The 26,682-nt window shown below is 58.4% G+C and carries 26 protein-coding genes and 1 tRNA gene; 12 read left to right on the top strand and 15 right to left on the bottom strand.

Annotation, left to right across the window (positions count from 1 at the left end):
• Positions 1-105: 105 nt before the first annotated feature.
• Entirely contained in the window at positions 106-594 is a 489-nt protein-coding gene (locus ACP15F_RS04820) for a hypothetical protein (protein WP_424939693.1), read from the top strand.
• Positions 595-1,212 carry a Hint domain-containing protein gene (locus ACP15F_RS04815; protein WP_424940942.1) on the top strand — a complete coding sequence of 206 codons (618 nt, stop codon included), beginning with the start codon at positions 595-597 and terminating at the stop codon, positions 1,210-1,212.
• A gap of 82 nt (positions 1,213-1,294) precedes the next feature.
• On the opposite strand, the gene ACP15F_RS04810 is transcribed toward ACP15F_RS04815, so the two are convergent.
• The 8 genes from ACP15F_RS04810 to ACP15F_RS04775 form a co-directional block, all read right to left on the bottom strand.
• Positions 1,295-2,416, bottom strand: coding sequence for a serine/threonine protein kinase (locus tag ACP15F_RS04810; RefSeq protein WP_424939692.1), 1,122 nt, complete (start codon positions 2,414-2,416; stop codon positions 1,295-1,297).
• Positions 2,417-2,593: 177 nt separating this feature from the next.
• Positions 2,594-2,863 carry a DksA/TraR family C4-type zinc finger protein gene (locus ACP15F_RS04805; protein ID WP_424939691.1) on the bottom strand — a complete coding sequence of 90 codons (270 nt, stop codon included), beginning with the start codon at positions 2,861-2,863 and terminating at the stop codon, positions 2,594-2,596.
• A 57-nt stretch (positions 2,864-2,920) separates the two neighbouring features.
• Positions 2,921-3,223 (bottom strand): hypothetical protein, encoded by a 303-nt coding sequence (locus ACP15F_RS04800; RefSeq protein ID WP_424939690.1) that lies wholly within the window; start codon positions 3,221-3,223, stop codon positions 2,921-2,923.
• Positions 3,224-3,335: 112 nt separating this feature from the next.
• Complete coding sequence (gene nusB / locus ACP15F_RS04795; protein ID WP_424939689.1) at positions 3,336-3,803, bottom strand: transcription antitermination factor NusB; 468 nt, start codon at positions 3,801-3,803, stop codon at positions 3,336-3,338.
• Positions 3,800-4,351 carry a 6,7-dimethyl-8-ribityllumazine synthase gene (locus ACP15F_RS04790; protein ID WP_108856081.1) on the bottom strand — a complete coding sequence of 184 codons (552 nt, stop codon included), beginning with the start codon at positions 4,349-4,351 and terminating at the stop codon, positions 3,800-3,802. The genes nusB and ACP15F_RS04790 overlap by 4 nt, the downstream gene beginning before the upstream one ends.
• Positions 4,352-4,354: 3 nt before the next feature.
• Positions 4,355-5,485, bottom strand: coding sequence for a 3,4-dihydroxy-2-butanone-4-phosphate synthase (gene ribB, locus ACP15F_RS04785; RefSeq protein WP_424939688.1), 1,131 nt, complete (start codon positions 5,483-5,485; stop codon positions 4,355-4,357).
• Between the two features lie 100 nt (positions 5,486-5,585).
• Positions 5,586-6,551, bottom strand: a complete 966-nt coding sequence (locus tag ACP15F_RS04780; protein WP_424939687.1) for an MBL fold metallo-hydrolase — start codon at positions 6,549-6,551, stop codon at positions 5,586-5,588.
• 82 nt (positions 6,552-6,633) lie between these two features.
• A complete protein-coding gene (locus ACP15F_RS04775; RefSeq protein ID WP_424939686.1) occupies positions 6,634-7,227 on the bottom strand; it encodes a riboflavin synthase in 594 nt (197 codons plus the stop codon).
• A 213-nt stretch (positions 7,228-7,440) separates the two neighbouring features.
• Between ACP15F_RS04775 and ACP15F_RS04770 the strand changes: the two genes are divergently transcribed.
• The 3 genes from ACP15F_RS04770 to ACP15F_RS04760 all read left to right on the top strand — a co-directional run bounded on the left by ACP15F_RS04770 (position 7,441) and on the right by ACP15F_RS04760 (position 12,035).
• Entirely contained in the window at positions 7,441-8,733 is a 1,293-nt protein-coding gene (locus tag ACP15F_RS04770; protein WP_424939685.1) for a capsule biosynthesis protein, read from the top strand.
• 87 nt (positions 8,734-8,820) lie between these two features.
• Positions 8,821-9,960 carry a polysaccharide biosynthesis/export family protein gene (locus tag ACP15F_RS04765; protein WP_424939684.1) on the top strand — a complete coding sequence of 380 codons (1,140 nt, stop codon included), beginning with the start codon at positions 8,821-8,823 and terminating at the stop codon, positions 9,958-9,960.
• Between the two features lie 14 nt (positions 9,961-9,974).
• Positions 9,975-12,035 (top strand): capsular polysaccharide biosynthesis protein, encoded by a 2,061-nt coding sequence (locus ACP15F_RS04760; protein ID WP_424939683.1) that lies wholly within the window; start codon positions 9,975-9,977, stop codon positions 12,033-12,035.
• Between the two features lie 5 nt (positions 12,036-12,040).
• On the opposite strand, the gene ribD is transcribed toward ACP15F_RS04760, so the two are convergent.
• The 7 genes from ribD to ACP15F_RS04725 all read right to left on the bottom strand — a co-directional run bounded on the left by ribD (position 12,041) and on the right by ACP15F_RS04725 (position 20,299).
• Positions 12,041-13,150 (bottom strand): bifunctional diaminohydroxyphosphoribosylaminopyrimidine deaminase/5-amino-6-(5-phosphoribosylamino)uracil reductase RibD, encoded by a 1,110-nt coding sequence (gene ribD, locus ACP15F_RS04755; protein WP_424939682.1) that lies wholly within the window; start codon positions 13,148-13,150, stop codon positions 12,041-12,043.
• Between the two features lie 9 nt (positions 13,151-13,159).
• Entirely contained in the window at positions 13,160-13,630 is a 471-nt protein-coding gene (gene nrdR / locus ACP15F_RS04750) for a transcriptional regulator NrdR (protein WP_424939681.1), read from the bottom strand.
• 238 nt (positions 13,631-13,868) lie between these two features.
• The gene (locus tag ACP15F_RS04745; RefSeq protein ID WP_424939680.1) at positions 13,869-14,297 is read right to left on the bottom strand and encodes a c-type cytochrome; all 429 of its coding nucleotides are present in this window, start codon (positions 14,295-14,297) and stop codon (positions 13,869-13,871) included.
• A 135-nt stretch (positions 14,298-14,432) separates the two neighbouring features.
• Positions 14,433-14,852, bottom strand: coding sequence for a secondary thiamine-phosphate synthase enzyme YjbQ (locus ACP15F_RS04740; protein ID WP_424939679.1), 420 nt, complete (start codon positions 14,850-14,852; stop codon positions 14,433-14,435).
• Between the two features lie 680 nt (positions 14,853-15,532).
• Positions 15,533-17,515: an RNA polymerase sigma factor RpoD gene (rpoD, locus tag ACP15F_RS04735; RefSeq protein ID WP_424939678.1), complete on the bottom strand. Its 1,983-nt coding sequence runs from the start codon at positions 17,513-17,515 to the stop codon at positions 15,533-15,535.
• A gap of 189 nt (positions 17,516-17,704) precedes the next feature.
• Entirely contained in the window at positions 17,705-19,672 is a 1,968-nt protein-coding gene (gene dnaG, locus ACP15F_RS04730) for a DNA primase (protein WP_424939677.1), read from the bottom strand.
• A gap of 39 nt (positions 19,673-19,711) precedes the next feature.
• The gene (locus ACP15F_RS04725; protein WP_424939676.1) at positions 19,712-20,299 is read right to left on the bottom strand and encodes a TetR/AcrR family transcriptional regulator; all 588 of its coding nucleotides are present in this window, start codon (positions 20,297-20,299) and stop codon (positions 19,712-19,714) included.
• Between the two features lie 157 nt (positions 20,300-20,456).
• Here ACP15F_RS04725 and ACP15F_RS04720 point away from each other — a divergent pair, with 157 nt between their 5' ends.
• The 7 genes from ACP15F_RS04720 to ACP15F_RS04690 all read left to right on the top strand — a co-directional run bounded on the left by ACP15F_RS04720 (position 20,457) and on the right by ACP15F_RS04690 (position 26,525).
• Positions 20,457-20,744 carry a hypothetical protein gene (locus ACP15F_RS04720; RefSeq protein WP_424939675.1) on the top strand — a complete coding sequence of 96 codons (288 nt, stop codon included), beginning with the start codon at positions 20,457-20,459 and terminating at the stop codon, positions 20,742-20,744.
• A 108-nt stretch (positions 20,745-20,852) separates the two neighbouring features.
• A complete protein-coding gene (locus ACP15F_RS04715; protein ID WP_424939674.1) occupies positions 20,853-22,145 on the top strand; it encodes a homoserine dehydrogenase in 1,293 nt (430 codons plus the stop codon).
• Positions 22,146-22,229: 84 nt separating this feature from the next.
• Complete coding sequence (locus tag ACP15F_RS04710) at positions 22,230-22,994, top strand: ceramidase domain-containing protein (RefSeq protein WP_424939673.1); 765 nt, start codon at positions 22,230-22,232, stop codon at positions 22,992-22,994.
• A 100-nt stretch (positions 22,995-23,094) separates the two neighbouring features.
• Positions 23,095-24,066 (top strand): class II fructose-bisphosphatase, encoded by a 972-nt coding sequence (gene glpX / locus ACP15F_RS04705; protein ID WP_424939672.1) that lies wholly within the window; start codon positions 23,095-23,097, stop codon positions 24,064-24,066.
• A complete protein-coding gene (locus ACP15F_RS04700) occupies positions 24,066-24,617 on the top strand; it encodes a cysteine hydrolase family protein (protein WP_424939671.1) in 552 nt (183 codons plus the stop codon). The genes glpX and ACP15F_RS04700 overlap by 1 nt, the downstream gene beginning before the upstream one ends.
• Entirely contained in the window at positions 24,614-26,362 is a 1,749-nt protein-coding gene (recJ, locus tag ACP15F_RS04695) for a single-stranded-DNA-specific exonuclease RecJ (protein WP_424939670.1), read from the top strand. The genes ACP15F_RS04700 and recJ overlap by 4 nt, the downstream gene beginning before the upstream one ends.
• 88 nt (positions 26,363-26,450) lie before the next feature.
• Positions 26,451-26,525 (top strand) — tRNA-Glu (locus tag ACP15F_RS04690).
• The last annotated feature ends 157 nt before the right edge of the window (positions 26,526-26,682 follow it).

Raw genomic sequence — 26,682 nt, 5'->3', positions numbered from 1 at the left:
CGTGCACATATTCCCCCTATCGCGGATTACCAATCTCACACATAGTGTCTGGTAACGCGCCCGCGCCCAGCTGGCGTGAGCTACCGCGTCGAAAAGAGGAAAAGCATGGCCGATCCATATTTTTCCGAGATCAAATATCTTGGCGGTCCAACGCTTGATTTCATCGAAGTCGCAGTGGACGCAGGTACCGATGTATCGTCACTTGTCGTCACGATCTACAACTCAAATGGCTCGATACGTTCTTCCAACCCCTTAGATGGACTGACCGCGACCACCGTCGCCGGGAAAGATATCTATGTCATCGACAGCTCGACAGCGACGTTTACTGGACTTGCAAAACACAACGCAATTGCACTGTCTGATGACACGGGTGTCTATGCGTTCTATTCATTCGATGACAACGCAGCGACTGTCACCGCCACCGAAGGTCCAGCCCTTGGTGAGGGTCCTTCAACTGAAATCGGAATGGCAGGGGCAGGAGAATCCCTTGAGACCACAGATGGCGGAACCACCTACGTTGTTCAGCCCAACCCCTCGCCCGGCTCAATTCCCTGCTTAACGGCTGGAACCATGGTAAGCACGGATCAGGGATAGATCCTCGTTGAAGAGCTTAAGACGGGAACACGTGTACTCACCTTAGAGGGTGGCCACGCCGAAGTTGTGGGCGTCTATAAGCGCTCTATTTCAACGGCAGAGTTGCAAGACAACCCAAAGCTTTTTCCCGTTCGCATCGCGAAAGGTGCCTTGGGGAATGGCCTGCCTCAGCGTGATCTGTTGGTTTCGCGGCAACATCGGATGCTGGCTGCGTCGCCAATCGTTCAACGCATGTTTGAAACCTCTGAGGTTTTGGTATCTGCGATACTCTTGACTGATCTTCCCGATATCGCGGTCGATGATCAGGTTTCAAACGTCACATATTTTCACATTGTCTTCGAAGAACACCAAGTCATCTTTGCGGAAGGCGCACCGACCGAAAGCCTGCTTTTGAACACAGAGGCCCTGAAAAGCCTTCCCTGTGCCGTACGTGACGAACTTGAAGCCATTCTCCCTGTACTATGCCAAGGGCCAATCACAGCCAGCGCAAGACAAATTCCCGAACGGCCAAGACAGAAGAAAATGTGCGAACGTCACGCCAAAAATGCGCGCTACCTTCTGGCTTCCTTTGAAACACAGAACCGCAAAACCGAGCACGTTGGAGTAACCGCAAAATAGTTATCGGTTAAGGACTGTCATAAACACAAAACCCCGCGCCCATCCCAGAGCGCGGGGTTTCTTATTTAAGCGCAGCAGTCGGTTACTGCTTGGGGAAGTAATCCTCGCAGTCGCCATCGCGGTACACGTCTGCCGTACAGCAGTGCAGACCGCCGCCGAATGCATAGGCGTCGCGCAGCTCGACCTCGACCACTTCCATACCCAGCTTGTCCATCTGCTCGGCCTGATAGACCTCGGACTTTTCAACACAGACGGTTTTCGGGTCTAGCACCAGCACGTTCATCGACAGCCAGGTGGATGAATAGCAGAGCGGCGGCGGCGTGTTGTGCGCGGGTTGGGCCGCGTCCACGATCTCCCACCCGTTCTTTTCAAACATGCCGCGCTGCTCTTCGGGCAGACGGCGCTGGGGGTTGTTTACGATCAGACCCGGACGCAGAGGCGTAAAGGTCGCGTCAATGTGGATCGGGTACGGGTCACCGGGGAAGTTCACCGTATGCACGCGGTGATCGGGGAAGTGACGGCGCAGCCATTCGATGCCCTTCAGGTTCGTGGTGAACCCGTGCTGGACCACAAGGTCCTTGCCGAAACGCAAGACGTCGGCGGCGTCGAACAGCGGCTCTTCTTCGGTGGTGACAAAGAACTTCTCGGCGGCCCATTCCAGACGCTGAGCGTCGCCAATTTTCTCGGACAGGTAATCCGGATGATAATCCGCATCCGTCAGACGCGGCTTGGGCGCGGCCTCGTGACGGAAATTCGGGTCTTCCTCCCAGTATTGCTTCAACAGCGGGCGATAGTTCAGATACTCGAACCAGCGGCAGCGGTACGACATGGTCGCTTCCAGCATCTCGTGCCCAACGGTCAGCAGGACGTCACGCGGCGGCATGCAGCCAAACTGGCTGTCCGTGTGGAAGTCCGGCGTGGTTACAGGTTGTGAATGGTCGATCGAGACGGGACGATCCACGCGCACACCGCGCTTGCGCAGCTGGTCGGCGAAGTTGTCCAACAGCTCGTTCGCACGGTCGATGGTTTCCTGCGGGCGACGGCCCCACTGGCCCCGCATGTCGCTGTCTTCCGGCACCTTGGCGTCCAGCGCGGGCTCTTCCGGCGGGATGTGGCAATCATCGGCACGGCCCACGATCACATGGCGCAGCGTGTCCCATTCGTTCCAGCTTTTGACTTCAGTTTTGTCCGGCGACCAGGCCATGGATGCCTCCTATCTGATGGGAGGCAAAGGCGGGGCCTTCAATCTCCCGATTGAAAGTCCCGGCGTACAGGATCGTGGAAACGGAACCGGGGAGGATGCCCCGCGGCGACGCCATCGCCGTTGTCCTGTCGGGTTTCTAGCACTCACGATGTTGGCGGAAAAGAGGGTTTCGCAACCCTATTTCAATTGGCTGTCCTTGGACCCGCGCCGATTGATTCCGGGGCGGTTCTGGAACGCCGCGTCCCGGTCGCGCACACAATCGATGCACAGTTTCACGCCGGGGATCGCATCACGCCGGGCTTGGGGGATTTCTTCTTCGCATTCGGCACAGTGGGTAAAGCTCTCGCCCACAGGCTGGGCTTTGGCCTTCATCCGGGCCAATTCATCTGAAACCGATGCTTCGATCTGTTCGCTTACCGCGCCATCGCGCGCCCATCCGCCTGCCATGGGATCCCTTTCATTGATAGGGGATCATTGCCGCAATCGGCCTACCCTGCAAGGGGCTCAGCGGTTGGCAGCCACTTTCACGCGGGCGGGTTCGCCGGTGATGACAGGCTGACGTTTGCCGCCCTTAGGCGTGTCGTCGTGGATTTCCATCCGCATGATTACAAAGGCGAATTGCACACCAGCAAAGACAATCCCGTTGAACATGAACAGCATCAGAACCGCGATCCACCCCATGTCTGATGTCGAGATCAGGTGCCACAGGTTGCCCACGTTCATGTAAAGCAGTGCCGCAACAAAAGTTGCGGACAGCGCAAATCCAACCAGAACGTTCTTGATATAGACGCGGACGAGCTTTGGCATGTCACACTCCCTTAGGTGAATAGGCTAAGTATGTGTGCAGAGACCATAAATGAAAAGAGGCCAATGGGTCGCATCCCCTTGGCCTCTAAAACTGGTTGTTTTCGTCAGGCATTTAGAATGCCTCGGGCTTCGCCTCGCGGGCCATGTGGTCCAGAACCGCGTTGGTGAACTTTGCCTCGTCCCCTTCCGGGAAAAATGCACGTGCCACGTCAACGAATTCGGTAATCACGACCTTGGGCGGCGTGTCACCTTCGACCATCTCGGCCCCGGCAGCGCGGAAGAGCGCACGCAAGGTCGGGTCAATCCGTGCGATCGGCCATTTCGCAACCAGCGCGCGGTCGGTCATCTGGTCGATCTTCGCCTGATGGTTCACCGCATCTCCGACAAGCTTGCGGAACAGACGGCTGTCGCCTTCCGCCATGGTGAAATCGTCGAACTCCTCGCCAAAGCGGTGATCTTCGAATTCGACCATCACGCGGTCCATGGTCTGGCCCGAGGCCTCCATCTGAAACAGCGCCTGCACCGCGAAAAAGCGGGCGGCGGATTTCATCTTGCGTTTCTGGTTGCCGGAAAGCGTCATGCGGTTGGGGTATCCTTCGTATCACCTGCAAGCTTGATCGAATCCGAGATCGACTTGAAGCCGACCCCCTTGCTTGCGGAGGCCCATTTGCGCGAAAGCGCGACAAGATGCAAGGCCGCAGCGGCTGCACCGCCGCCTTTATTTTGATCATTCACGTCAGCGCGCACTTCCGCCTGTGGGCGGTTTTCCACGGTCAGGATGCCGTTGCCGATGCACAGCCCGTTCAGCCCCATCAACTGAATGGCACGTGAGCTGTCGTTGCAGACGGTTTCATAATGGGTGGTTTCGCCCCGGATTACGCAGCCCAGCGCCACATAACCATCGAAGTTCGACAGGCGATCCGCAATCGAGATTGCAGTGGGCACTTCCAGCGCGCCCGGTACCTCGATCAGATCCCATGTGCCACCCGCGGCTTCGATCTCGGCCTTGGCGCCCGCGACCAGATTGTCGGCAATGTCCTTATAGTAAGGCGCGACAACGATCAGGATCTTCACCGGCTTGTCAAAGCTCGGGCGGTCCAGAATGTAATGCTGTTCTGCGGTGGCCATGGTTCAGTCCTTCTGAATGGGGCGGGTGCCGGTGATGGTCAGCCCATAAGCGTCCAGACCCACATAGCGGGTTTCGGGGCTGTCGGTCAAAAGAACCATCTCGTTCAGGCCGAGCGTCGACAAGATTTGTGAGCCAAGGCCGATCTGGCGCACAGTGCGCGGGCCTTCTTCTTCATCTGCGTGCAGCGTCTTGCGCGGCTCACGGAACAGGCAGACAACGCCCCTGCCCTCGTCCGCGATGATCTTCATCGCACGCGGCAGTTCATCCGCAGGTTTCGGGCCAAGGCCCAGCACGTCTTGAGCTTCTTGCAGCGCGTGGGTGCGGACCAGCACCGGCTCGTCTGTGGTGATATCGCCCTTGATCAGCACCACGTGCTCGATCTCGTGCGTCATGTCAGTGAAGATGCGCATCTCCCATTCGCCACCAAACTCCGAGGTGATGGACTCACGCCCGGTCTCACGCACCAGATTGTCGTGGCGACGACGATAGGCGATCAGGTCGGAAATCGTGCCAATCTTGATGGCGTGTTTCTTGGCGATTTCGACCAGTTCCGGCAGACGCGCCATGGTGCCATCTTCGTTCATGATCTCGCAGATCACGCCCGAGGGGTTACGTCCTGCCAGGCGCGAGATATCTACTGCAGCTTCCGTGTGGCCGGCACGGACCAGCACACCGCCATTTCGCGCGCGCAGTGGGAAGACGTGGCCGGGGGTCGCAATCTCGGCTGGGCCATTGTCGGGGTTGATCGCAGTCGCCACGGTCAGCGCGCGGTCGGCGGCAGAAATGCCGGTCGAGACGCCTTCGCGGGCTTCAATCGACACGGTGAACGCTGTTTCGTGGCGCGAAGAGTTGTGCATCGCCATCATCGGCAGGCCCAGCTCATCAATGCGCTTGGATTCCATCGGCAGACAGATCAGCCCGCGTCCATGAGTGGCCATGAAATTCACAGCCGCCGCATCACACGCATCCGCAGGAATGACGAAATCACCTTCATTTTCGCGATCTTCGTGGTCTACAAGGATATAGATCCGACCCGCGCGGGCCTCGGCAATGATCTCTTCCGCCGAGGCGATGGCATCGGACAAACCGGCTTCGACCGGACCGGGTGTTTCGTATGTGGTGCTTTCAGACATGGCGCGTTCCCCTTCAGGCTCGGGGCTGAGTAGCGCAGGCGCGCGGTCATTGCCAGCCAAAAGGCGGCGGAAAACGCCCTCAAGACGTCACGAAAACAACCTAGAACTGCCAGAGCGCCGGGACGAACTGATACGCATCCCCATCGCGGCGAACATGGCCCACGCCGGGGAATGGGAAGTGATACCCTAGAACTGCGATCCGGTCGCTGGCCGCCATGTCCAAAAGAAGATGGCGCGTCTCTCCCACCTGCACCCCATCCGAGTCACGGCCCGAGAACCACGTTGGATGTGCGAAGTTCAGGATGGCGTGAGTCATGCAATCGCCCAGCGCGATCAGCTGCTGGCCGTCGCTTTCCACAGCCACCGACATATGCCCCGGCGTATGGCCCGGCGTGTCGATCAGGCGAATGCCCGGCGCAATCTCGTGATTATTCGTCGCCAGCGTCCACTCCAGCCCCTCGGTATTGATCGAGTTCACGGCCCCCAGCACGAATTGCTGATCCTCGGGCGCCACGCGGTCCACCAGACCGTCTTGCAGCCAGTGGGTGTGCTCGGCCTGCCCCATCACATATTCTGCGTCCGGGATGATTGGTTCGTCGAAGTCATCGCGAATACCCCAGATGTGATCGGGGTGCGCATGGGTGATCGCCACATGGGTGATGCCCATCGGGTCGATCCCTGCGGCTTCCAGGTTGCCCATCAACTGGCCCGTCGTATCGAACCAGCGGGTGCCCGACCCCACATCCACCAAGACCTTGGCGTCGCCCAGTTCGATATACATGTGGTTGGTGTGGGAATAGCCCACCTCGGGGTCGATGTAGTGCGCAGCCATGAAGGCCAGTTTTTCTTCTTCCGGCGCGTTCATCGCCTGCCCACCAAACGGCACAGTGAAATAACCGTCCGAGACGATGGTGATTTTCGCCTGCCCCAGTGTAAAACTGAAATGCGCCGGGTTGCCATCGGTCGGCGCCCCCAACATAGCCCGCGCGGTGGCCGGCATGGCGAATGCAGGCGCGACCGAGGCCAAGCGCAAAAGGTCACGGCGTGTGGGGCGAATAAGGGACATAGGCGATCTCCATCAGAGAGGATTTTCGCCAATCATATGCCCGTATACGAATATTTCAATCAGAGATCACGCCAAACAGAAATCAGGACTGTCCATAATCTGCCAGCCGAGCCACATAGCGCGCGAGCGTGTCGATCTCGAGGTTAATGCGATCCCCAACCTTCGCCTGCCCCCAGTTCGTCACCTCTTTGGTGTGCGAAATAAGGTTCACACCAAACTCGTCGCCCTCGACCTCGTTCACGGTCAAAGACGTGCCGTTCAACGCCACGGATCCTTTCGGCGCAATGAAGCGCGCCAGTTCAGATGGCGCGCGAAAGCGAATACGGGTGCTGTCGCCTTCCACATGCATCGACACGATCTCGGCCACGCCATCCACGTGACCGGACACAATGTGACCGCCCAGTTCATCGCCGACTTTCAAGGCTCGCTCAAGATTTACGCGACGGCCAACGGCCCAGTCACCCAGATTGGTCTTCGAGACAGTTTCTGCCGAAATATCAACATCATACCAATTGTCGCCCATAGCAACGACAGTCAGGCAAACCCCATCCGAGGCAATCGACGCCCCCAGATCAATCCCTGTGGTGTCATACGCAGTCACGATCCGCGCGCGCATATCGCCTGCTTGCTCCAGCGCCTCAACGCGCCCCACATCAGTGATGATCCCAGTGAACATGTCGCCTCCTGTATCGGGTTGGTGTCTCTGCTGTAACGGAAACATGGTCAAGTTTGAAGCCAAGATGCGGCGCACCTGACCAATGCGGCGGGCCGCTGGAAAATCACTACCAAGGCCCAACTTTTGCCGCATGCCCCAGTTAATTCCCCTGTAACCATCTTTTCGTAGGCCTATAAACGAATAACGTTCTTAATGATTTGGTGATTGGCAGGCATGGCGCGCGTCACGGGCGAAAACCGAAACTTCCTGTTTCTGCAAGGGCCGCATGGGCCCTTCTTCTGGCGGCTGGCAAAGATGCTGGGCCGATCGGGGGCGCAGGTGTGGCGAGTCGGGTTTAATCGCGGAGATCAGGCGTTCTGGCCGGGCAATGCCAACTATATTCCCTTCACCGACCCTCAGGATCAGTGGATCGACAGGTTTGATCAGATTGTAGATGATCACCAAATCACCGACATCGTGCTTTATGGCGATACGCGACCTATCCACGCCCAGGCTGTTGCACGGGCCCATGAACGCGGCTTGACCATTCACGTGTTTGAAGAAGGCTATTTGCGTCCCTATTGGGTGACCTATGAGCGAGACGGGTCCAACGGCAATTCGCGTTTGATGGGATATGACGTGGACCATATGCGACGCATCCTTCAGGACGCCGAACCCGACATGCCCGAGGCACCTGCCCATTGGGGTGACATGCGTCATCACGTGTTTTATGGCGCGCTATACCACTGGTTCGTCATGTTTCTGAACCAACGCTATCGCAACTTCCGCCCCCACCGTTCGATCGGTGTCGGGAAAGAGTTTCTTCTTTATTTGCAGCGCCTTGTACTGATGCCGGTCATCGCAGCAAACCGTATATCGGCCTCTTTACGCATTCGCTATGGTGGCTTCCCGTATCATATTGCGCTGCTGCAACTGGAACATGATTCAAGCTTTCAGATGCACAGCCCCTTCGCCACGATGACCGAGTTTCTGGAACTTGTAATCTCGGGCTTTGCGGATGGCGCGGCCCCTCATCACCATCTGGTCTTCAAGGCACATCCGCTTGAGGACGGGCGCATCCCGCAGCGACGCGAAATCCGCAGGCTCGCACAGACCTATGGAATTGCAGATCGCGTCCACTATGTACGCGGTGGGAAACTGGCAAAACTTTTGGATCATGCGCGCTCTGCCGTGACCATTAACTCGACGGCTGCACAGCAAGTCTTGTGGCGCGGTCTGCCGCTGAAACTTTTCGGAGATGCGGTCTATGCCAAGCCGGAATTCGTGTCCGAACAGCCCTTGCCCGAGTTTTTCGAGACGCCGACCCGCCCCGACAAACGGGCCTATCGCGACTATCGGCACTTTCTGCTGGAAACCAGTCAGGTTGCAGGTGGCTTCTATTCCTCGCGTGGACGGCGACAATTGCTGCGTCAGGTGGTGGATATGATGTTGGTACAAGACGATCCCTATCTGGCGTTGGAGCATGGGACAGCGGCTCCTCGGCAACAGTTGAGCGTGGTCAGTTGACTCTGATGGCCACCTTGGCTGGAAATCGAAGTGAACTCGCTGTACCCTTCGTCAAATGAATCAAAACTCCATGAAGGGGTACGGGCAGTGACGACAAGAAAATCTAATTGGGCCAAGCACTTGATCTTGGCGACAGCGGTTTTCGCGCTTGGGGCCTGCGGACTTCCCCGCACGGGTCCAACCAAGCAGGAAATCTATGCAGGCTCGGTTCAGAACAACGGCAACTCGTTTATCGTTGACGTCAATGACCGCGTGACCCGTGCAACGGCCGTTGCCCCTGCCCTTGGGTTTAGCCAAGCCTTTCAGAACAGCGGCGTGGTAGGATCCGACACCATTCGCGCTGGTGACACACTTAGCATTTCGATCTGGGAGAACGTCGAAGACGGCATCCTGACCACTGCTGGGGCCCCTGCTTTGCTTGAGCAGGTGCAAGTAGATGGCGCTGGTAATATCTTCATACCCTACGCAGGGCGTGTGAAAGCTGCCGGAAACTCGCCCGAGGCCATTCGCCGGGTAATCACAAGCAAACTGGCTGATCAAACCCCGGACCCTCAAGTCACCGTGCGCCGCATGGCAGGCGACGGTGCGACCGTGTCGATCACCGGAGCAGTCAGCGGGCAAGGCGTCTATCCGATTGAACGCCCCACCCGCACGCTGAACGCCATGCTGGCCCGCGCTGGAGGCGTTTCCATCGAGCCCGAGATTGCCAAGGTAAAAGTCATTCGCGGCGCCAAAACTGGTGAAATCTGGTTTGAAGACCTGTTCAAGTATCCGCAAATGGACATTGCCCTGCGCGGCGGTGACCGGATTTTGGTCGAAGCGGACACCCGCACCTTCACCGCCCTTGGCGCAACCGGAACACAAAGCCGCGTCGGCTTTGCAAGCCAGACCATTTCGGCTGTGGAAGCCATCGCCCAAGTTGGCGGTCTGTCCCCGGCGACCGCTGATCCGACAGGCGTGTTCGTTTTGCGCGACGAGCGCGCAGAGGTTGCAAATGCTGTCCTAGGGCGCAAGGACCTGTCTGGGTCACAGCGCATGGTCTATGTACTGGATCTTACCGCCACCAACGGATTGTTCATGGCGCGTGACTTCGTGATCCGCGATGGCGACACGGTATATGTCACCGAGGCCCCCTATACACAGTGGTCTAAGGTCCTGACCGCCTTGACCGGTTCGCTATCCACGGCGGGGTCCATTGCGGCCTTGAACCAAAGCCTGACCGAGTAATCGGGCCTCAGCCCGTGACCAATGAAAACAAAGCACATCCAGCCGTCGGGTCATCGCAGCCCCGGCGGCTTTTCGTTTACAATGGCGGCTTCCTGACCCAACCACGCGTGAAACGCATCCTCGAACTGGCAGACTGGCAGATACGCCTTGGCCTTCCAGGCGATGAGGATTGGGTTGGAACCTGGGGGAAAAGCCCGACCTCGGGCCGAGGCGAGGCCGTAGCCGCGCGCAAGGACAACCCAGTTCTTAGAGTGGAAGATGCCTTTCTGCGTTCGGTCCAACCCGGCCGGTCAGGCGAACCACCCCTTGGCCTGATGCTGGACGATCTGGGCGTACATTTCGATGGATCCGCCCCTTCCCGGCTTGAGCATATCCTGAAGCATGACCCGCTTGATGACAGCGCCCTTTTGAACCGGGCTCGCTCTGCCATCACGCGCATGAAATCTGGGCATATCTCAAAATACAACGCCTTTCACCCCGACATGCCCGTGCCTGATGCGCCATATGTGCTGGTTCTGGACCAGACGGCCGGGGATGCTTCAATCCGGCATGGCGGCGCATCCGACGCAACATTCCGCGACATGCTGGTGTCTGCGCGATTGGAGCACCCTCACGCACGCATCCTGATCAAGACCCACCCCGAGACACAGGCAGGCCATCGTACCGGGCATTACGGACCCGAAGACGAGAATGAGCAGGTGAAGCTGATCACCGCCCCGGTCAGCCCTTGGGCGCTGTTGGACGGTGCTATGGCCGTCTATACCGTCAGTTCTGGCATGGGGTTCGAAGCCATTCTCGCCGGTCACAAACCGCACGTGTTTGGGCAACCTTTCTATGCAGGCTGGGGCCTGACTGATGATCGACACCCCGTGAACCGGCGTGGCCGCAACCTGACCCGCGCGCAGCTGTTTGCAGGCGCGATGATGCTGTATCCCACATGGTACGATCCCTACCGCGATGAACTGTGCCAGATCGAGCGGGTTCTGGACACACTCGAGGCCCGCGCCCGTGCGTGGCGCGAGGATCATCAAGGCTATGTCGCCAGCGGCATGCGCCTGTGGAAACGCCGTCCCTTGTCCGAGTTTTTCAAAGCCGACGTCGCAATGGTGTTCGATGACAACGCCGAACGTGCGGCGAAAGGGGCCAACGCGCTAGAGCGTCCCTTGATGGTCTGGGCCGGCAAGGAAGAGCCAGCGCATGGCACGCACTGCCCGCCCCTCCGTGTTGAAGATGGGTTCCTACGCTCGCGTGGGTTGGGAGCGGAACTTGTGCCCCCCTTGTCCTTGGTGCGCGATGATCTGGGCATCTATTATGACCCGACACGCGAAAGCCGGTTAGAGCGGCATATCGCGGCCGCGACCACCCTGCCCGACCGCGCCCGAGATCGAGCAGCACGCCTGATAAAACAGATCACTGAGGCCCGATTGGGCAAGTACAATCTGGATCGCCCTCTGCCCGCTGGGTTGGACGGCCTAGAAAAAGGTAAGCGTATACTGGTGCCGGGTCAGGTCGAGGACGACGCCTCGATCCGATTAGGGACGTCGGGTATTGCAACCAACTTGGATCTGCTGAAGCGCGCGCGGGCCGACAACCCGGACGCCGTCATCATCTACAAGCCCCACCCGGATGTGGAAGCGGGCCTACGCGATGGGCGTATCCCTCCGGACGAGGCGGCGAAATACGCTGACCTCATCGCCGATCAAGCTGACCCGATCGCACTTCTGGATCATGTGGATTCGCTGTGGACGATGACGTCGACCATGGGGTTCGAGGCGATGTTGCGTGGGGTGCCAGTCACCTGTTTGGGCGCACCATTTTATGCGGGTTGGGGCCTAACTACAGATCTGGGCCAGATGCCTGCCCGCCGGACGGCGCGCCCAGATCTGATCGCACTGACCCATGCGGTGCTGATCGACTATCCCCGCTATTTCGACCCGATCACCAAAACCGCTTGCCCGGTCGAGGTTGTGGTGGATCGACTGGCTTCTGGTGACGTTCCAAAAGGGCGATACGGGACGCGGCTTTTGGCCAAGCTACAAGGGATTTTCGCCAGCTATGCCTATCTGTGGCGCTAGGCGTGCTAGGCTTTCTTCCGTGTCCAGCGATGCAACACGTCACCGCTAATATCGCGGCATTCTACAAGATCAAACCGGGGCGCTTCCGCCAGATGGCTTAGCCCCATAGCTGCTAAAGATGGGCGGCCCTCAGCCCCGATAGCAAGCCCCGCGCCATAGCCCACCAAGTCGTCGACCAGCCCCGCCATCAGGAGCGAGGCAGCAATCCCTCCGCCCCCTTCGCAGTAGACGCGGGTTAGTCCTCGTTCGCCAAGCGCCTGAAGTGCCGAGACCGGATCAAGCGCGGCCTGCGCTTCGTCCACTTCGATCAATATGGCTCCTATGCCCTCCCAAGCCGAAATCAACTCGGGCGCTGCGCGACGACCATGGCATATCCACAGCGGCACTTCACGCGCGGTGCGGGCAAGCTGACTGTCCAAGGGCAAATCCAAATGACGCGACAGGACGACACGAACCGGCTGATGGTCGATGCCTAACCCGCGCACGGTCAAGGACGGGTCGTCATCACGGGCCGTCCCCGCCCCGACCATCACGGCATCATGGCTGGCACGCATGGCGTGCACATGTCGGCGTGCGTCCGGACCTGTGATCCACTGACTTTCACCGCTGGCAGTCGCAATCCGCCCGTCAAAGCTGCTGGCTAGTTTCAGGGTCAGCATGGGCCGGCCAATTGTGACACGGCTTAGGAACCCAGCTTGGTCGGCTCGGGCCTCGGACTCGCACACCCCTGTCTTGACCTCAATCCCTGCGGCGCGAAGCATATCAAAGCCGCCGCCGTCCACGCGTGGATCAGGATCACTCAGGGCACACACCACACGCGAAATCCCCGCGGCAATCAAAGCTTCGGCGCAAGGTGGCGTCTGGCCGTGATGCGCACAGGGTTCAAGCGTGACATAGGCAGTTGCGCCTTTGGCCGCAGCTCCGGCCTGCGCAAGCGCAACGGGCTCGGCATGGGGACGCCCGCCCGGCTGGGTCCAGCCCCGCCCGACAATTCGCCCGCTCCGCACAATCACACACCCCACCGCAGGGTTCGGCCAAACGCGGCCAAGCCCACGACGCGCAAGCGACAGCGCCAGGCGCATATACCGAAGGTCCGCGCCTGTAGTGTCTGACATCATCGACGCTTACTCGTCTTCGTGTGGAATATCCGGGCGCAATTCGCTGACAAATTTGTCGAAGTCATCTGCAGCCTGGAAGTTTTTGTAAACACTGGCAAACCGCACATAGGCAACAGTGTCGATCCGGGCCAAGGCCTCCATCACGATCTCGCCGATGGTCTTCGACTGTATGTCGGTTTCACCCATGCTTTCCAGCCGCCGTACGATGCCCGAAATCATCTGGTCGATGCGTTCCGGTTCAACCGGGCGTTTCTGCATTGAAATACGGATCGAGCGCTCAAGCTTCTCGCGGTCAAAATCCTCGCGGCGTCCATTTGACTTGATCACTACGAGATCTCGCAACTGGACCCGTTCATAGGTCGTAAACCGTCCGCCACAAGCTGGGCAGAACCGGCGACGGCGGATCGCAACGTGATCTTCGGCCGGTCGGCTGTCTTTCACCTGAGTGTCAATATTGCCGCAAAACGGACAGCGCATGGGCGATCCCTTTCCTTCACTGAAGCCAAGCCAGTGGGACCAACCCCACTTATCCACAGCCACTATAGGCGAGCCTCTAGGTCTTGTGTAGAGGGAAATCTACGCCCCAAAATGCGGCGGGCGCTATCCGCAAAGATAACGCCCTACCGCCTCGCTCACGTCACCGACTAGCTTCGGTGCACCCCGGCTACTGCGCAGCACCCCTTGAAGAGCGCCGCAACAGATCTTGAAAACCTAGTTACTCTTGGACGGTCTGAAGGTAGTAGACCAAAGACAGAATGCGCCCTTGTACGATCTCTTCAGCGTTCACCCCCGGATGGAAGGTGTTTGGTCCGGCCTCGATCATGAACAGATCCCCCCACACCGGCATGTCCGACGTGCCATGCCCCGCGATCTCGCGCCGACCATTGATGGACTGGTAAACCTCTGAGAATGGGAAAATGCCGTTGTTGCTTTTGGCGAGAACGCGAAGGTTTCGCGGCTGCTCGGCGAACAGCGCCGATACTGGTCCGCTTCCCATGGCATCAGCGCCATGGCAAGCTGCGCAATTCTCAACGAACAAAGCTTTCCCGAACATGGCCTCTTCTGACTGCGCAACAGCCGGAACGGCTGAAAGCCCGATCGACAGAACACTGCCGGCTACAAACTTAAGAAGTACAAGTTTCATCTTAATTCCTCCCAGTTAAATTGGTGGAACTACTTATGAACCTGTGAAACTACCCTTATTCAAAAGCAATCCCAAACACCAACAGGCTAGTACGGGGTCCAATATGGCTCTTTGATCCGTATCAAACCGCCTTTTCTAGCAACTCAGACGGGCCACCACCTGCCGCCGATGCGGCGCATTGCGGTGTTCGAACAAATAGATCCCCTGCCACGTCCCCAGCATCATCTGTCCGGCACTGACGGGGATCGACAGGCTGACTGGCATCATGGCGGCTTTGATATGAGCAGGCATGTCATCCGGACCTTCATAGGTATGTGTCAGATAAGACATAGACGGATCGGTCGTTGGCGGTACAAGCCGATGAAAGAAGTTGCGCAGATCGGTCTGAACTTCGGGATCCGCGTTTTCTTGGATCAACAGCGAACAAGAAGTGTGACGGATGAACAGCGTCAACAGCCCGTCCTTCTGGTTTTCTGTTCTCAGCCATTGCCGCACCTGAGCCGTGAACTCGTAAAGTCCCGGCCCATGTGTCTCGATTTCAAATACTTGCGCCATCTCGTCCCCAGCAAAGAAAAAACCGGTGCGCGCTGTACGGCACCGGTTCAATCAGTATCTACGACAGCCCTCTTTGCGCAATGCAAGAGCACCATCCAGCAGACCTGTCCATTAACTCAGACCCCGAAATTGGGTCTCGTCATGCGACTAGAGCTGCGAATAGGCTGGTCGCGCTTTCGCGGTACCTTCCAGTTTCTTCCTTTGCAGGCCCTTCAACGCAAGCAGCCGTCCTCGCCGCACAGCAAGCACCACATTGGCAGCACTTTTAAGGCGTTCTGGATCATTAACTTGCCATTCCGGCACCAAAGGCAAAGGCCTTCTCCTTACAACATCATACATCTGAAATACCCAACTTTAAGTCCAGCAGAATAGACTGGCTCGAACAGTTCCCCGCCACATTTATGACACAAAGCTGCTCGGATTTAAATCCAAAGGGCGTATTTTTCGCCACATTTCACAGAAACAATCTGTTCAGGATCGCAGCGACAACCACCCTCGGTAGACAGATGAACTGATCGCAGGAAGTATAGGTAGAATGATTTTTACGCGCTGAGGATCCGACGGATCTTCAGGAATCAGCACGAGTTTAAGCTGGTGTCGTATCCACTCTGCTTGAAGGTGAGGCCGGAAACAAAAACGCCCCGCGGTGTGCGAGGCGCTCTTGAAGTTCATAACGGAATTTACTGATCCAAGAACGACCGCAGCTTCCGCGACCGGCTTGGGTGCTTCAGTTTGCGCAGCGCCTTGGCTTCGATCTGACGGATCCGTTCGCGGGTCACGCTGAACTGTTGGCCCACCTCTTCCAGCGTGTGGTCGGTGTTCATGCCGATGCCAAAACGCATCCGCAGCACACGTTCTTCACGCGGAGTGAGCGAAGCCAGCACGCGGGTCGTGGTTTCCTTGAGGTTTTCCTGAATGGCGCTGTCCAGCGGCAGAACGGCATTCTTGTCCTCGATGAAATCACCCAGTTGCGAGTCCTCTTCGTCCCCAATCGGAGTCTCAAGGCTGATCGGCTCTTTGGCAATCTTCATCACCTTACGAACCTTCTCAAGCGGCATCTGCAGCTTTTCGGCCAGCTCTTCCGGGGTCGGCTCGCGGCCAATCTCGTGCAGCATCTGACGACCGGTACGAACCAGCTTGTTGATCGTTTCGATCATGTGGACCGGGATACGGATGGTGCGGGCTTGGTCTGCAATCGAACGCGTGATCGCCTGACGGATCCACCACGTCGCATAGGTCGAGAACTTATAGCCGCGGCGATATTCGAACTTGTCCACCGCCTTCATCAGGCCGATGTTACCTTCCTGAATAAGATCAAGGAATTGCAGGCCACGGTTGGTGTATTTCTTGGCGATCGAAATAACCAAACGAAGGTTGGCTTCGACCATTTCCTTCTTGGCCTGACGCGCCTCTTTTTCACCTTTCTGAACCTGCTGCACGATGCGGCGGAATTCTGGGATGTCGACGCCGACATACTGACCAACCTGAGCCATGTCACCGCGCAGTTTTTCAACCTTGTCGGTCGAACGTTCGATGAAGCTCTGCCATGCACGGCCGGTCTTCTCGCCCATCTCGTCCAGCCAGGTCGGATCAAGTTCGCGACCACGATAGGCTTCGATAAACTCGCGGCGGTTGATGCGGGCCTGATCAGCCAGCTTCACCATAGACGAGTCGATCGACATGATGCGGCGGTTGATGCCGTAAAGCTGGTCGACCAGCGCTTCGATACGGTTGTTGTGCAGGTGAAGCTCGTTCACCAGCAAAACGATTTCCGAACGCAGCTTCTGATACGCGCCCTCTTCTTTCTTCGAGAAGCTATCATCTTCGTTCAGGGTCGCGGACATCCGCAGATCCTGCATTTCCGACAGCATTTCATAGTCGCGCGCGATCAGTTCGAGGGTTTCCAGCACGCGCGGTTTCAGCGCGGCTTCCATCGCGGCCAACGACATGTTGGCGGCTTCATCCTCGTCGTCATCGTCATCGTCGTTGTTGATCGGGTTGCCGTCTGCGTCCAGCTCTTGCGCTTTTTCTTTCTTCTCGGCGTTCGGAGCTGCACCATCAGCGGATGGCGTAACTTCTTCTTCCTCGTCGTCGTCCAACTGGTTGCCGAAAGTCGCATCAAGGTCGATGACGTCGCGCAGCAGAATGTCTTCGTTCAGAAGTTCCTCGCGCCAGATGGTGATCGCCTGGAAGGTCAGCGGGCTTTCACACAGGCCTGCGATCATCGTGTTGCGACCGGCTTCGATCCGCTTCGCAATCGCGATCTCGCCTTCACGGCTCAGCAATTCGACCGAACCCATTTCGCGCAGATACATGCGGACCGGGTCGTCGGTGCGATCAAGTTTCTCGGTCTCGGCGGTGGCGACGGTGACTTCACCGCCGGCGTTTTTCGTCACCAGCTCGGTCGAGCCCTTTTCTTCCTCTTCCGCCTCTTCATCTTCGATGATGTTGATGCCCATCTCGGACAACATCGACATCACGTCTTCGATCTGTTCCGAGCTGACCTGCTCAGGCGGAAGCACCTGATTAAGCTGGTCATAAGTGATATAGCCACGCTCGCGCGCTTCGGCGATCATCTTCTTGACCGCGGCCTGTGACATGTCGGTCATCGGCTCGGCGTGCTGATCGTCTTTTTGATCGTTGGCGGTATCCTTGGCAGCCATGGGCTCTCCTTGCACGAAAGGCGCGGGCTGGGCCGATTGGTGTCAGGCAAGGCGTCCCTTGCTGTCGGCCACCCGCGCTTGGGTGATTCGGGTTGAACAGCACTGATTCGAATCAGTGATTCGTCCACAGGTGTAAGGTGGGTGCTTTATGAGGTGTTTGCAAGCAGACGGCGGGGTCTGTCGTGCGCTTCAGTGACTTTTTCCCTTAGAGGGGTCGATCTGGGCCAACAATGCGTCCAAAGCATCACGTTCTTCGCGATCCATTAGTGAACCATTATCAGCAATTTCATAGGTGGTTTTGTCTTCGGTCTGGCTGCGCAGCGCCTTGTTGCGCGCCTCGGCCGCCTGCCCTAATCGCCATGTCACGCCCTCATCAGGCAGCGCATCCATATCCGCCTCGGCATCTTGAATTTCACGTGCCACACCGCGCTTGGCTTCTAGCTTGGTCAGCTCTTCGGTCAAACAGGCCAGCACAATTTCATCGTCGTTACTTGTACGAATGGCAGGCGTGATCCGTACGTGACTAAGCGAAAAGAGCCGGTCCAGAACATCGCCTCCGACACGGTTCAGCAATGCGTCTTCCAATGCATCGGCTCCAGAATGCGCCGAGGTCAGAACGCAGCGCAGCAGCATGTCGTGATCCGGCCCAACCATTTCCAGACGTTCCATCCGGCTTTCAACCTGATCCAGCATGTCGGGGCGGCGAATTAGGATCGCCAGAATGACAGCTTCTCGCAGGGCGTCTTGCGCGCGTTCGTCCGCGCTGGCTAACATCGACCCCTTGGTCGAGGCCAGAACAGGCGGCGTCGCCTGCCAACCACGTCGCCCGCCCGGTTGCCACGGGCGTTTGCTTCCGCTCTGCCCCGAGGGACGGGCGCGGAACAGCTCCCACCGTTTGTCCTTGATGGCCTGTCCATAGTGATTGCGGATCGACGGATCCTGAATGCGTGCGATAGCGGTTCGCAGATCCTTATCCAGCGCGGCTTTGCGTTCGGGGCTGTCGAACACTTTGCCCTCGGTTTCACGCCGCCACAGCAAATCCACCATGGGAATGGCACCGTCGATCAACGCCTGCATCGCACTGGCCCCGCTTTCCTTCAGCAGGTCGTCAGGGTCTTTACCCTCCGGCATAATCGAGAAGCGCAGGCTTTGCCCGGCTTCCAGCAATGGAAGAGCGTTGTCGATCACCCGCATCGCGGCGCGTAGCCCCGCCGTGTCACCATCCAACGCGATGATCGGTTCGGGGGCGATGCGCCAAAGCAGACGCAGCTGATCTTCGGTGACTGCAGTTCCCAGTGGTGCGACCGTTGCGTTGAACCCGGCCTCGGACAGGGCAATTACGTCCATATAGCCTTCGGCCACGATAAGCGGCTGCCCCTTACCAGCGGCTTCACGCGCGGGGCCGTGGTTGTAAAGGCTGCGGCCTTTGTCGAACAGCTCGGTCTCAGGCGAGTTCAGATACTTAGCGTTGTCATTGGGGTCCATCGCACGACCGCCAAAGGCAATCGCCCGCCCGCGTGCATCGCGGATCGGGAACATGATGCGGCCACGGAACGTGTCATAGGGTTTTCCGCCCTTCTGGCTGGGCTTGGCCAGACCGGCACCAAGGATCAATTCATCCTCGACACTCTTTCCCTTCAGATGATCCCACAACCCCTGCCACGCATCCGGTGCAAAGCCGATCTCCCAGCGATCCAGTGCCGCTTCACCCAAACCACGACGGGTCAGATAGTCGCGCGCCACGGCCCCGGCACCCGTCTTCAGCATTAGGCGGAAATGGCTGACTGCCATCTCCATAACCTCGATCAATTGGGTGCGCCGATCCGCCTTTTCCTGCGCCTTGGGATCGCGGGCGGGCATCTTCATCCCCGCCTCGCCTGCGAGGATCTCGACCGCTTCTATGAACGAAACATTTTCGGTTTCTTTCACGAAACTGATCGCGTCCCCTTTCGCGTGGCACCCGAAGCAGTAGTAAAACCCCTTCTGGTCATCCACATGAAAAGACGCGGTTTTTTCCTGATGGAAGGGGCAAGGCGCCCACATGTCGCCCTTGGCCTGATTGGATTTTCTCTGATCCCACATGACCTTACGCCCAACAACCTGTGTCAGGCTGAGGCGGGTGCGCAACTCATCTAGGAAACCGGGTGGTAAGGACATGTTCTATATATCGGGTCGATGACGGACAGAGTCCAGCTCTCAAGCGCCAACTGCGCCGCGCACCATGTCCCAATATCGATCTGCCACCGCTTCGCGTGACAGGCGACCGCCCTCGCGATACCAGGTGTTCACCCCGGTTAGCATCGCAATGATCGCCATGGAACTTAGGCGAATATCAGAAAGCTGAAGTTCGCCCTCCTCCTGCCCTGAACGCAGGATCGCCTCCAACTCGCCCTCATATTGACGACGGAGGGTTTCGATGGCGGCGAAATTTTCGTCCGTCAGGTTGCGTAGCTCCATATAGGCGATGAAGACCGCATCGGGACGCTCCAAGTGAAAGCGGATGTGGAAACGCGAGAAGGCCTCAAGCGCTTCCAAAGCACTCTGGCCTTTGGGTTCGTCTGTCCACGCCGCCAACAGCTCTTCCATATGCGAACGCATGAGGTCGAACAGCAGGCTTTGCTTGTCCTTGGTGTAGAGATACAAAGCGCCTGCCTGAACACCCACTTCACGCGCGATCTGGCGCATCGACACAGCAGCGAAGCCGTGACGGGCAAACAAGGTCAGCGCCGCCTCGCGTACGCGGGGGCCTGTAATTTCGCTATGTGATCCGGTTTTACGCGCCATGGCAAATTGGTAACTGAACAATCGTTCACATCCAAGCGCTTCGCCAAAATGTTCCGCAACGTCCTGCCACCATCCGCCCGGAACACTATGCTGCCTTGCAGCGTCCGCCCGCCCTGTCTATGGTCGCCGTAACGATAGTATCAAGGACCGCCGCCGCATGACCCGAACGCTTAAGACCTGCCTGTTTCTGGGGTTCGGCGTCCTGATGGCGTGCTCGGACATTCCGGACTTCGCGGATGGAGCAGCGGCAAACGCCCCCTACCCCGAAATCGTCTCGATGAGCGACATTCTGAGTCAAGTCCCTGCCGATCAAGGCGATTATGGCACCGGATCATTGGCAAGCCGCGCCGCCGCGCTGCGGGCGCGGGCGAACCGCTTGCGCCTTGCTTCGGTTGTCGACGGGCAAACGCGTGCGAATATGCAAGCGGCCTTGGCCCGGCATTAAGCCACAAATCCTACAAGAAATTGGGCCCCGCGCCCCCGCCGTGGATTGCACAGCCCTGCCGCTTTGGCTACACGTCGCTGGACCATATTACAGCCGACGGAGACCGACATGACAGATACCGCCCCCCTGCGCCTTGGAATTGCAGGTCTTGGCACCGTCGGCATCGGCGTTGTGAGGATCATCCGCCGTCAGGCAGCTCTCTTGGAAGATCGTGCAGGACGCCCTGTTGTGGTCACTGCGGTTTCAGCCCGGTCGAAAGACAAGGATCGCGGTGTGGATCTGTCGGACTATGCTTGGGAAGATGATCCCGTCGCCTTGGCCAAACGCGACGACGTAGACGTGTTTGTCGAACTGATGGGCGGCGATGAAGGTCCGGCGAAAGACTCGGTCGAGGCTGCAATTGCCGCCGGAAAAGACATTGTCACCGCGAACAAGGCCCTTCTGGCCCATCACGGGCAAGAGCTTGCGCTGGCAGCCGAGGCCGCAGGCGTGCGTATCCGCTATGAAGCTGCAGTCGCTGGTGGCATCCCGATCATCAAGTCCCTGCTGGAAGGTCTGGCCGGGAACGAGATCACCCGCGTCATGGGCGTGATGAACGGCACCTGTAACTACATTCTGACCCAGATGCAGGCCACAGGCCGTGGCTATAACGCGCTGTTCGAAGAATGCGCCGAGCTTGGCTATCTGGAAGCTGACCCGAACCTTGACGTGGGCGGCATCGACGCTGGTCACAAACTGTCGATCCTGTCCTCGATCGCCTTCGGGACGCAGGTCAACTTCGACGCGGTCGAGCTGGAAGGCATCCAGCGCATCCAACTAGAAGATATTGAACACGCAGCCGAAATGGGCTTCCGCATCAAGCTTTTGGGCGTTGCCCAGATGACTGGCCGCGGGCTGGAGCAACGCATGTCGCCCTGCCTTGTGCCCGCGAGCTCTCCGCTGGGCCAGTTGGAAGGCGGTACCAACATGGTCGTTGTCGAAGGCGACGCGGTGGAACAGGTCGTTCTGCGCGGTCCCGGTGCGGGCGAAGGCCCAACGGCCAGCGCGGTTATGGGCGACGTGATGGACATCGCGCGTGGCATCCGGATCCCGACCTTCGGTCAGCCTGCCTCAACTTTGCGTCCTGTTACCGGCGCAAAGGCCGCCAAGCCTGCGCCCTTCTATCTGCGCATGTCACTGCTCGACAAACCCGGCGCGATGGCCAAGGTTGCCGCCGTGTTGGGCGATGCAGGCATCTCGATCAACCGGATGCGCCAGACCAGCCACGACGAGAAGCTCGCCCCGGTTCTGGTCGTCACCCACAAATGCACCCGCGACGCGCTGGATATGGCGCTGAAGGGATTTGCGGAAACCGGCGTGGTCGACGGCGATCCCGTCGCCATCCGCATCGAAGAGCTGTAAGCGCCCTCGCCCAACGTCAGTTTGCTTCGCACTGGACCGACCCCGCCGGTCTAGCCAGAGTACCTTCACACTTAGGAGGCGCTCATGGACTGGTTCACCCCGATTGATATCTATTGCGAGCGTGTCAGCGCCGCTTTCTGGGCCGAGCCGCTGAACGCGATCTCGAATCTCGCCTTCGTTCTGGCCGCGCTTTGGGGCTGGATCGAGGCCAAGCGCCGCGACCGGCTGGACCCGATGACTATGGTCCTGATCCTGCTGGCAGGCATGATCGGCATCGGCAGCTTCCTGTTCCATACGTTCGCAAATGCGTGGGCCAGCCTGGCCGATGTGATCCCAATTTGGACCTTCGTGTTCCTGTTCATTCTGGTGGCCTTGCGTCGGGTCGCAGGCATTCGTCCCGGTAGGATAGGTGCTGGTCTTGCCATCATCGCAGCCGCCATTGCCGTAGTGTTTGCTTTCGGAGGAGATGGCTCGGGAAGTCAAAGCAGCGACATCCCGATAGCCACCGAAACAGCTCCGGTAACAGCGCCTGAAACCTCGCACGATGACCCACATGAGCACAAAGCCGAAAACAGTCTGCTGAACGGGTCCGAGCAGTACTTGCCTGCCGTACTGGCCTTGTTGGCGTTCACCTTTCTGACCCGCCGCAACGGGCACGAAATCGCCCCATGGATCACAGCTGCAACGGTCATCTTCATGATCTCGCTCACGTTCCGAACATTCGACATGCATCTTTGCGAAATCTGGCCCACGGGCACGCATTTCATTTGGCACATTCTGAACGGCACGATGATCGCGCTTTTGTTCCAAGGGCTCATCCGAAGCCCAGACTTGCGCTTTGCTACGTGAATCCGGCACCCGCGCGGCTTTTCAACACGTATTGCTCTTGCCCCCTCTTCCACCGGCGCTTAAACCAAAGGGCAAATAGAGACAGTGAGGATTGCCCCTTATGGCCGATAAAGTCGTTTTTGCCGACCGCATGCTTTCGCTTGGTTTGGCCCGTGTTTCCGAAGCAGCCGCAATGGCTAGTGCCGATCTTGTCGGCCGCGGAGACGAAAAAGCCGCCGACCAAGCCGCTGTGAACGCCATGCGCGACCAGCTGAACCTGCTTGAGATCCACGGAACCGTCGTGATTGGCGAAGGGGAACGCGACGAAGCCCCAATGCTTTACATCGGCGAAGAAGTCGGCACCGGCGAAGGCCCCGCTGTGGACATCGCTTTGGACCCGCTGGAAGGCACCACGCTGACCGCCAAGGACATGCCGAACGCGCTGACCGTGATCGCCATGGCCCCGCGCGGCACGTTGCTGCATGCGCCTGACGTATATATGGAAAAGCTGGCAATTGGTCCGGGTTACCCGAAAGATGTTGTGTCTCTGGAAATGTCCCCCAAGGAACGCGTTCAGGCGCTGGCGAAGGCGCGTGATTGCGACGTGAAGGACATCACCGTTTGTGTTTTGGAACGCCCGCGTCACGAAGACATGATCGAGGGCATCCGCTCGACCGGCGCTGCAATCCGCCTGATCACCGATGGTGACGTAGCTGGTGTCATCCACTGTGCCGAGGCCGATATCACTGGTATCGACATGTATATGGGCCGTGGTGGCGCGCCGGAAGGCGTGCTGGCGGCTTCCGCTCTGAAATGCATGGGCGGCCAGATGTGGGGTCAGCTGACCTTCCGCAATGATGACGAACGTGGCCGCGCCGCAAAGGCTGGCATCACCGACCTGGATCGCATCTATTCGCGTGATGAGATGGTTACCGCCGACGTGATCTTCGCCGCCACCGGCGTCACCGATGGATCGGTCGTTTCGGGCATTAAACGCGAGCCCGGCTGGCTGACCACCGAAACGCTGCTGATGCGTTCGAAAACCGGTTCGGTCCGCCGCATGGTCTATCGCAACCCCGTTACGACCAAGTGATGCTTGGTGCCCTGATCCTGATCGATATGCAGGAAGGGTTTGATGACCCGTTTTGGGGCACGCGCAACAATCCAGACGCCGAGGCAAACGCCGCCCGGCTTTTGACCCATTGGCGGGCGCAATCTGCGCCCGTCTTTCACATTCAGCACCTGTCTACGACACCAGGCAGCCCTTTGAATCCAGACGGCGGGCTTGTGGCCCTGAAATCTATGGTCTCGCCGCGTGACGGGGAACCTGTGCTGACCAAAGATGTGAACTCTGCCTTCATCGGAACAGATCTCGAGAAAACTCTTCGAAAACAGGGAATTGAAAAGGTCACTATCTGTGGCCTGACAACGCCTCACTGCGTGTCGACCTCTACCCGAATGGCTGCCAATCTGGGGTTTGACGTCACCTTGGTGCACGACGCTTGTGCAGCGTTTACCGGAAACGCGGATCTCAGCTGGCGCGAAGGGCCAGCCGTGACAGCGGACGAGATCCACATCGCAGCCCTTGATCAGCTAAATGGCGAATTTGCCAAGGTGGTCGCGACTGATCAGGTGCTTGCATGAACGCTTTTCTGGGGGTCGAAAGCTCGCTGACCGGTCGTAAATGGCTTGGCCCCACAGCCGAGGTCGAACGTCAGGCCGAAGCCATAGGCCAGCAGACCACCCTTCCCGCAGCCCTTTGCACGCTTCTGGCCCAACGCGGCATCCCCCCGCACGAAGCAACCGGATTTCTCGACCCGACCCTACGCGAGCTTCTGCCTGATCCCCGCAAGCTGAAAGACATGGACAAAGCCGCAGCACGTATCCTTACGGCGCTAGACCAATCGGAACGAGTTGCAATTTTCGCAGACTACGATGTGGACGGCGCGACCTCGGCCACCTTGTTGATCGACTGGTTTCGACAGTTCGATCGCCAAGTCACGCTCTACATCCCCGACCGGATCGAAGAGGGCTATGGCCCCAACACACCCGCGATGGAGAAACTGGCCGCCGATCACAGCCTGATCATCTGCGTAGATTGCGGCACGCTTAGCTATGAACCGATTGCAGCCGCCGGCGCAAAAGGTGCAGATGTGATCGTGCTGGACCACCACCTTGGCGCCGAAACGCTGCCAGACGCCACCGCCGTGGTGAACCCGAACCGTCAGGACGAAGCCGACGCGCCGGGCTATCTCTGCGCCGCCGGGGTTGTCTTTCTTGTGCTGGTCGAACTGGGTCGCTTGCTGCGCGAAGCGGGACGGAACGGGCCCGACCTCATTTCGATGCTGGATCTCGTGGCACTTGGCACGGTTGCGGACGTCGCTCCGTTGATTGATGCCAACCGCGCGCTTGTTCGGCAAGGTCTGAAAATCATGGCCCGACGCACGCGCCCCGGCATGGTGGCTCTGGCCGATGTGGCAGGCCTGAACGAAGCGCCGCGTTCGTACCATCTGGGATACCTTCTGGGGCCTCGTGTGAATGCGGGCGGGCGGATTGGCAAAGCCGACCTAGGCGCGCGCTTGCTGTCCACAACCGATCCGAACGAAGCCCATTCGATTGCTGAAAAACTAAATGAACTCAACGCAGAACGCCGCGAGATTGAAGCACGCGTTCAAGAGTTGGCCATGGATCAGGCCGAGAAACGTGGATTGGACGCACCGATTGTCTGGGCCGCCGGAGACGGCTGGCACCCCGGCGTCGTTGGCATCGTCGCCAGCCGCCTGAAAGAAGCCACCAACCGCCCCGCGATCGTCATCGGGTTCGACGGGCCTGATGGCAAAGGATCAGGACGATCAGTCACTGGGATCGACCTTGGCGCTGCCATCCAAAAGCTAGCCGCTGAAGGGCTTATCGAAAAGGGTGGTGGGCACAAAATGGCTGCGGGTCTAAGCATAAGCCGCGATCAGTTGGATCCAGCAATGGCGCGACTGACCGAACTCATGGCCAAACAGGGCGCTGGTGATCTGGGGGCTGCGGACTTGAAGCTGGATGGTATTCTTATGCCTTCCGCAGCTTCAGTAGATCTGATCGAAAAGCTTGAAGAAGCTGGCCCATTCGGAGCCTCGGCCCCTGCCCCGCGCTTCGCATTTCCGGATGTCCAAATTCTGTTTGCCAAACGTGTCGGTCAAAATCATCTAAAAGTCAGTTTCGGTGACGGGCTTGGTGTTCGGATTGACGCTATTGCCTTTGGTGCATTCGATGGTCCGCTTGGTCCCATGCTGGAACAACATGGCGGTGCGAGATTCCATCTGGCAGGGCGACTCGAGATCAATCAATGGCAAGGCCGACTAAGCCCTCAATTGCGCCTGGAAGATGCTGCAAAGTCCTGAAAACCATGCGCTTTCTGAAAGTCGAAAAAAGTGAAAATGCCTCTTGCGCGGCATAGGGCTTTGACATAGAAACCCCTCACCATAGAGTGGCCCGTTCGTCTATCGGTTAGGACGCCAGGTTTTCAACCTGGAAAGAGGGGTTCGATTCCCCTACGGGCTGCCACTTTTTCCCCGAATATCATCGCCTTACCAAGCTAATGGAACGGAAGTCGCCCACGTTCGCTGGACCATGTTCCCCATGCTCCAATTGGCTTTCCGCCGATGCTCCGCAGCTCGTGTCACCCTTCATGAACGTTCGAATTTCGTATGCAGTTCCCTCA

This window comes from Aliiroseovarius sp. S253, assembly GCF_049800855.1.
Lineage (GTDB): Bacteria > Pseudomonadota > Alphaproteobacteria > Rhodobacterales > Rhodobacteraceae > Aliiroseovarius.
The sequence above is the reverse complement of the archived record's forward strand: the minus strand, read 5'-3'. Positions and strand labels throughout refer to the sequence as shown.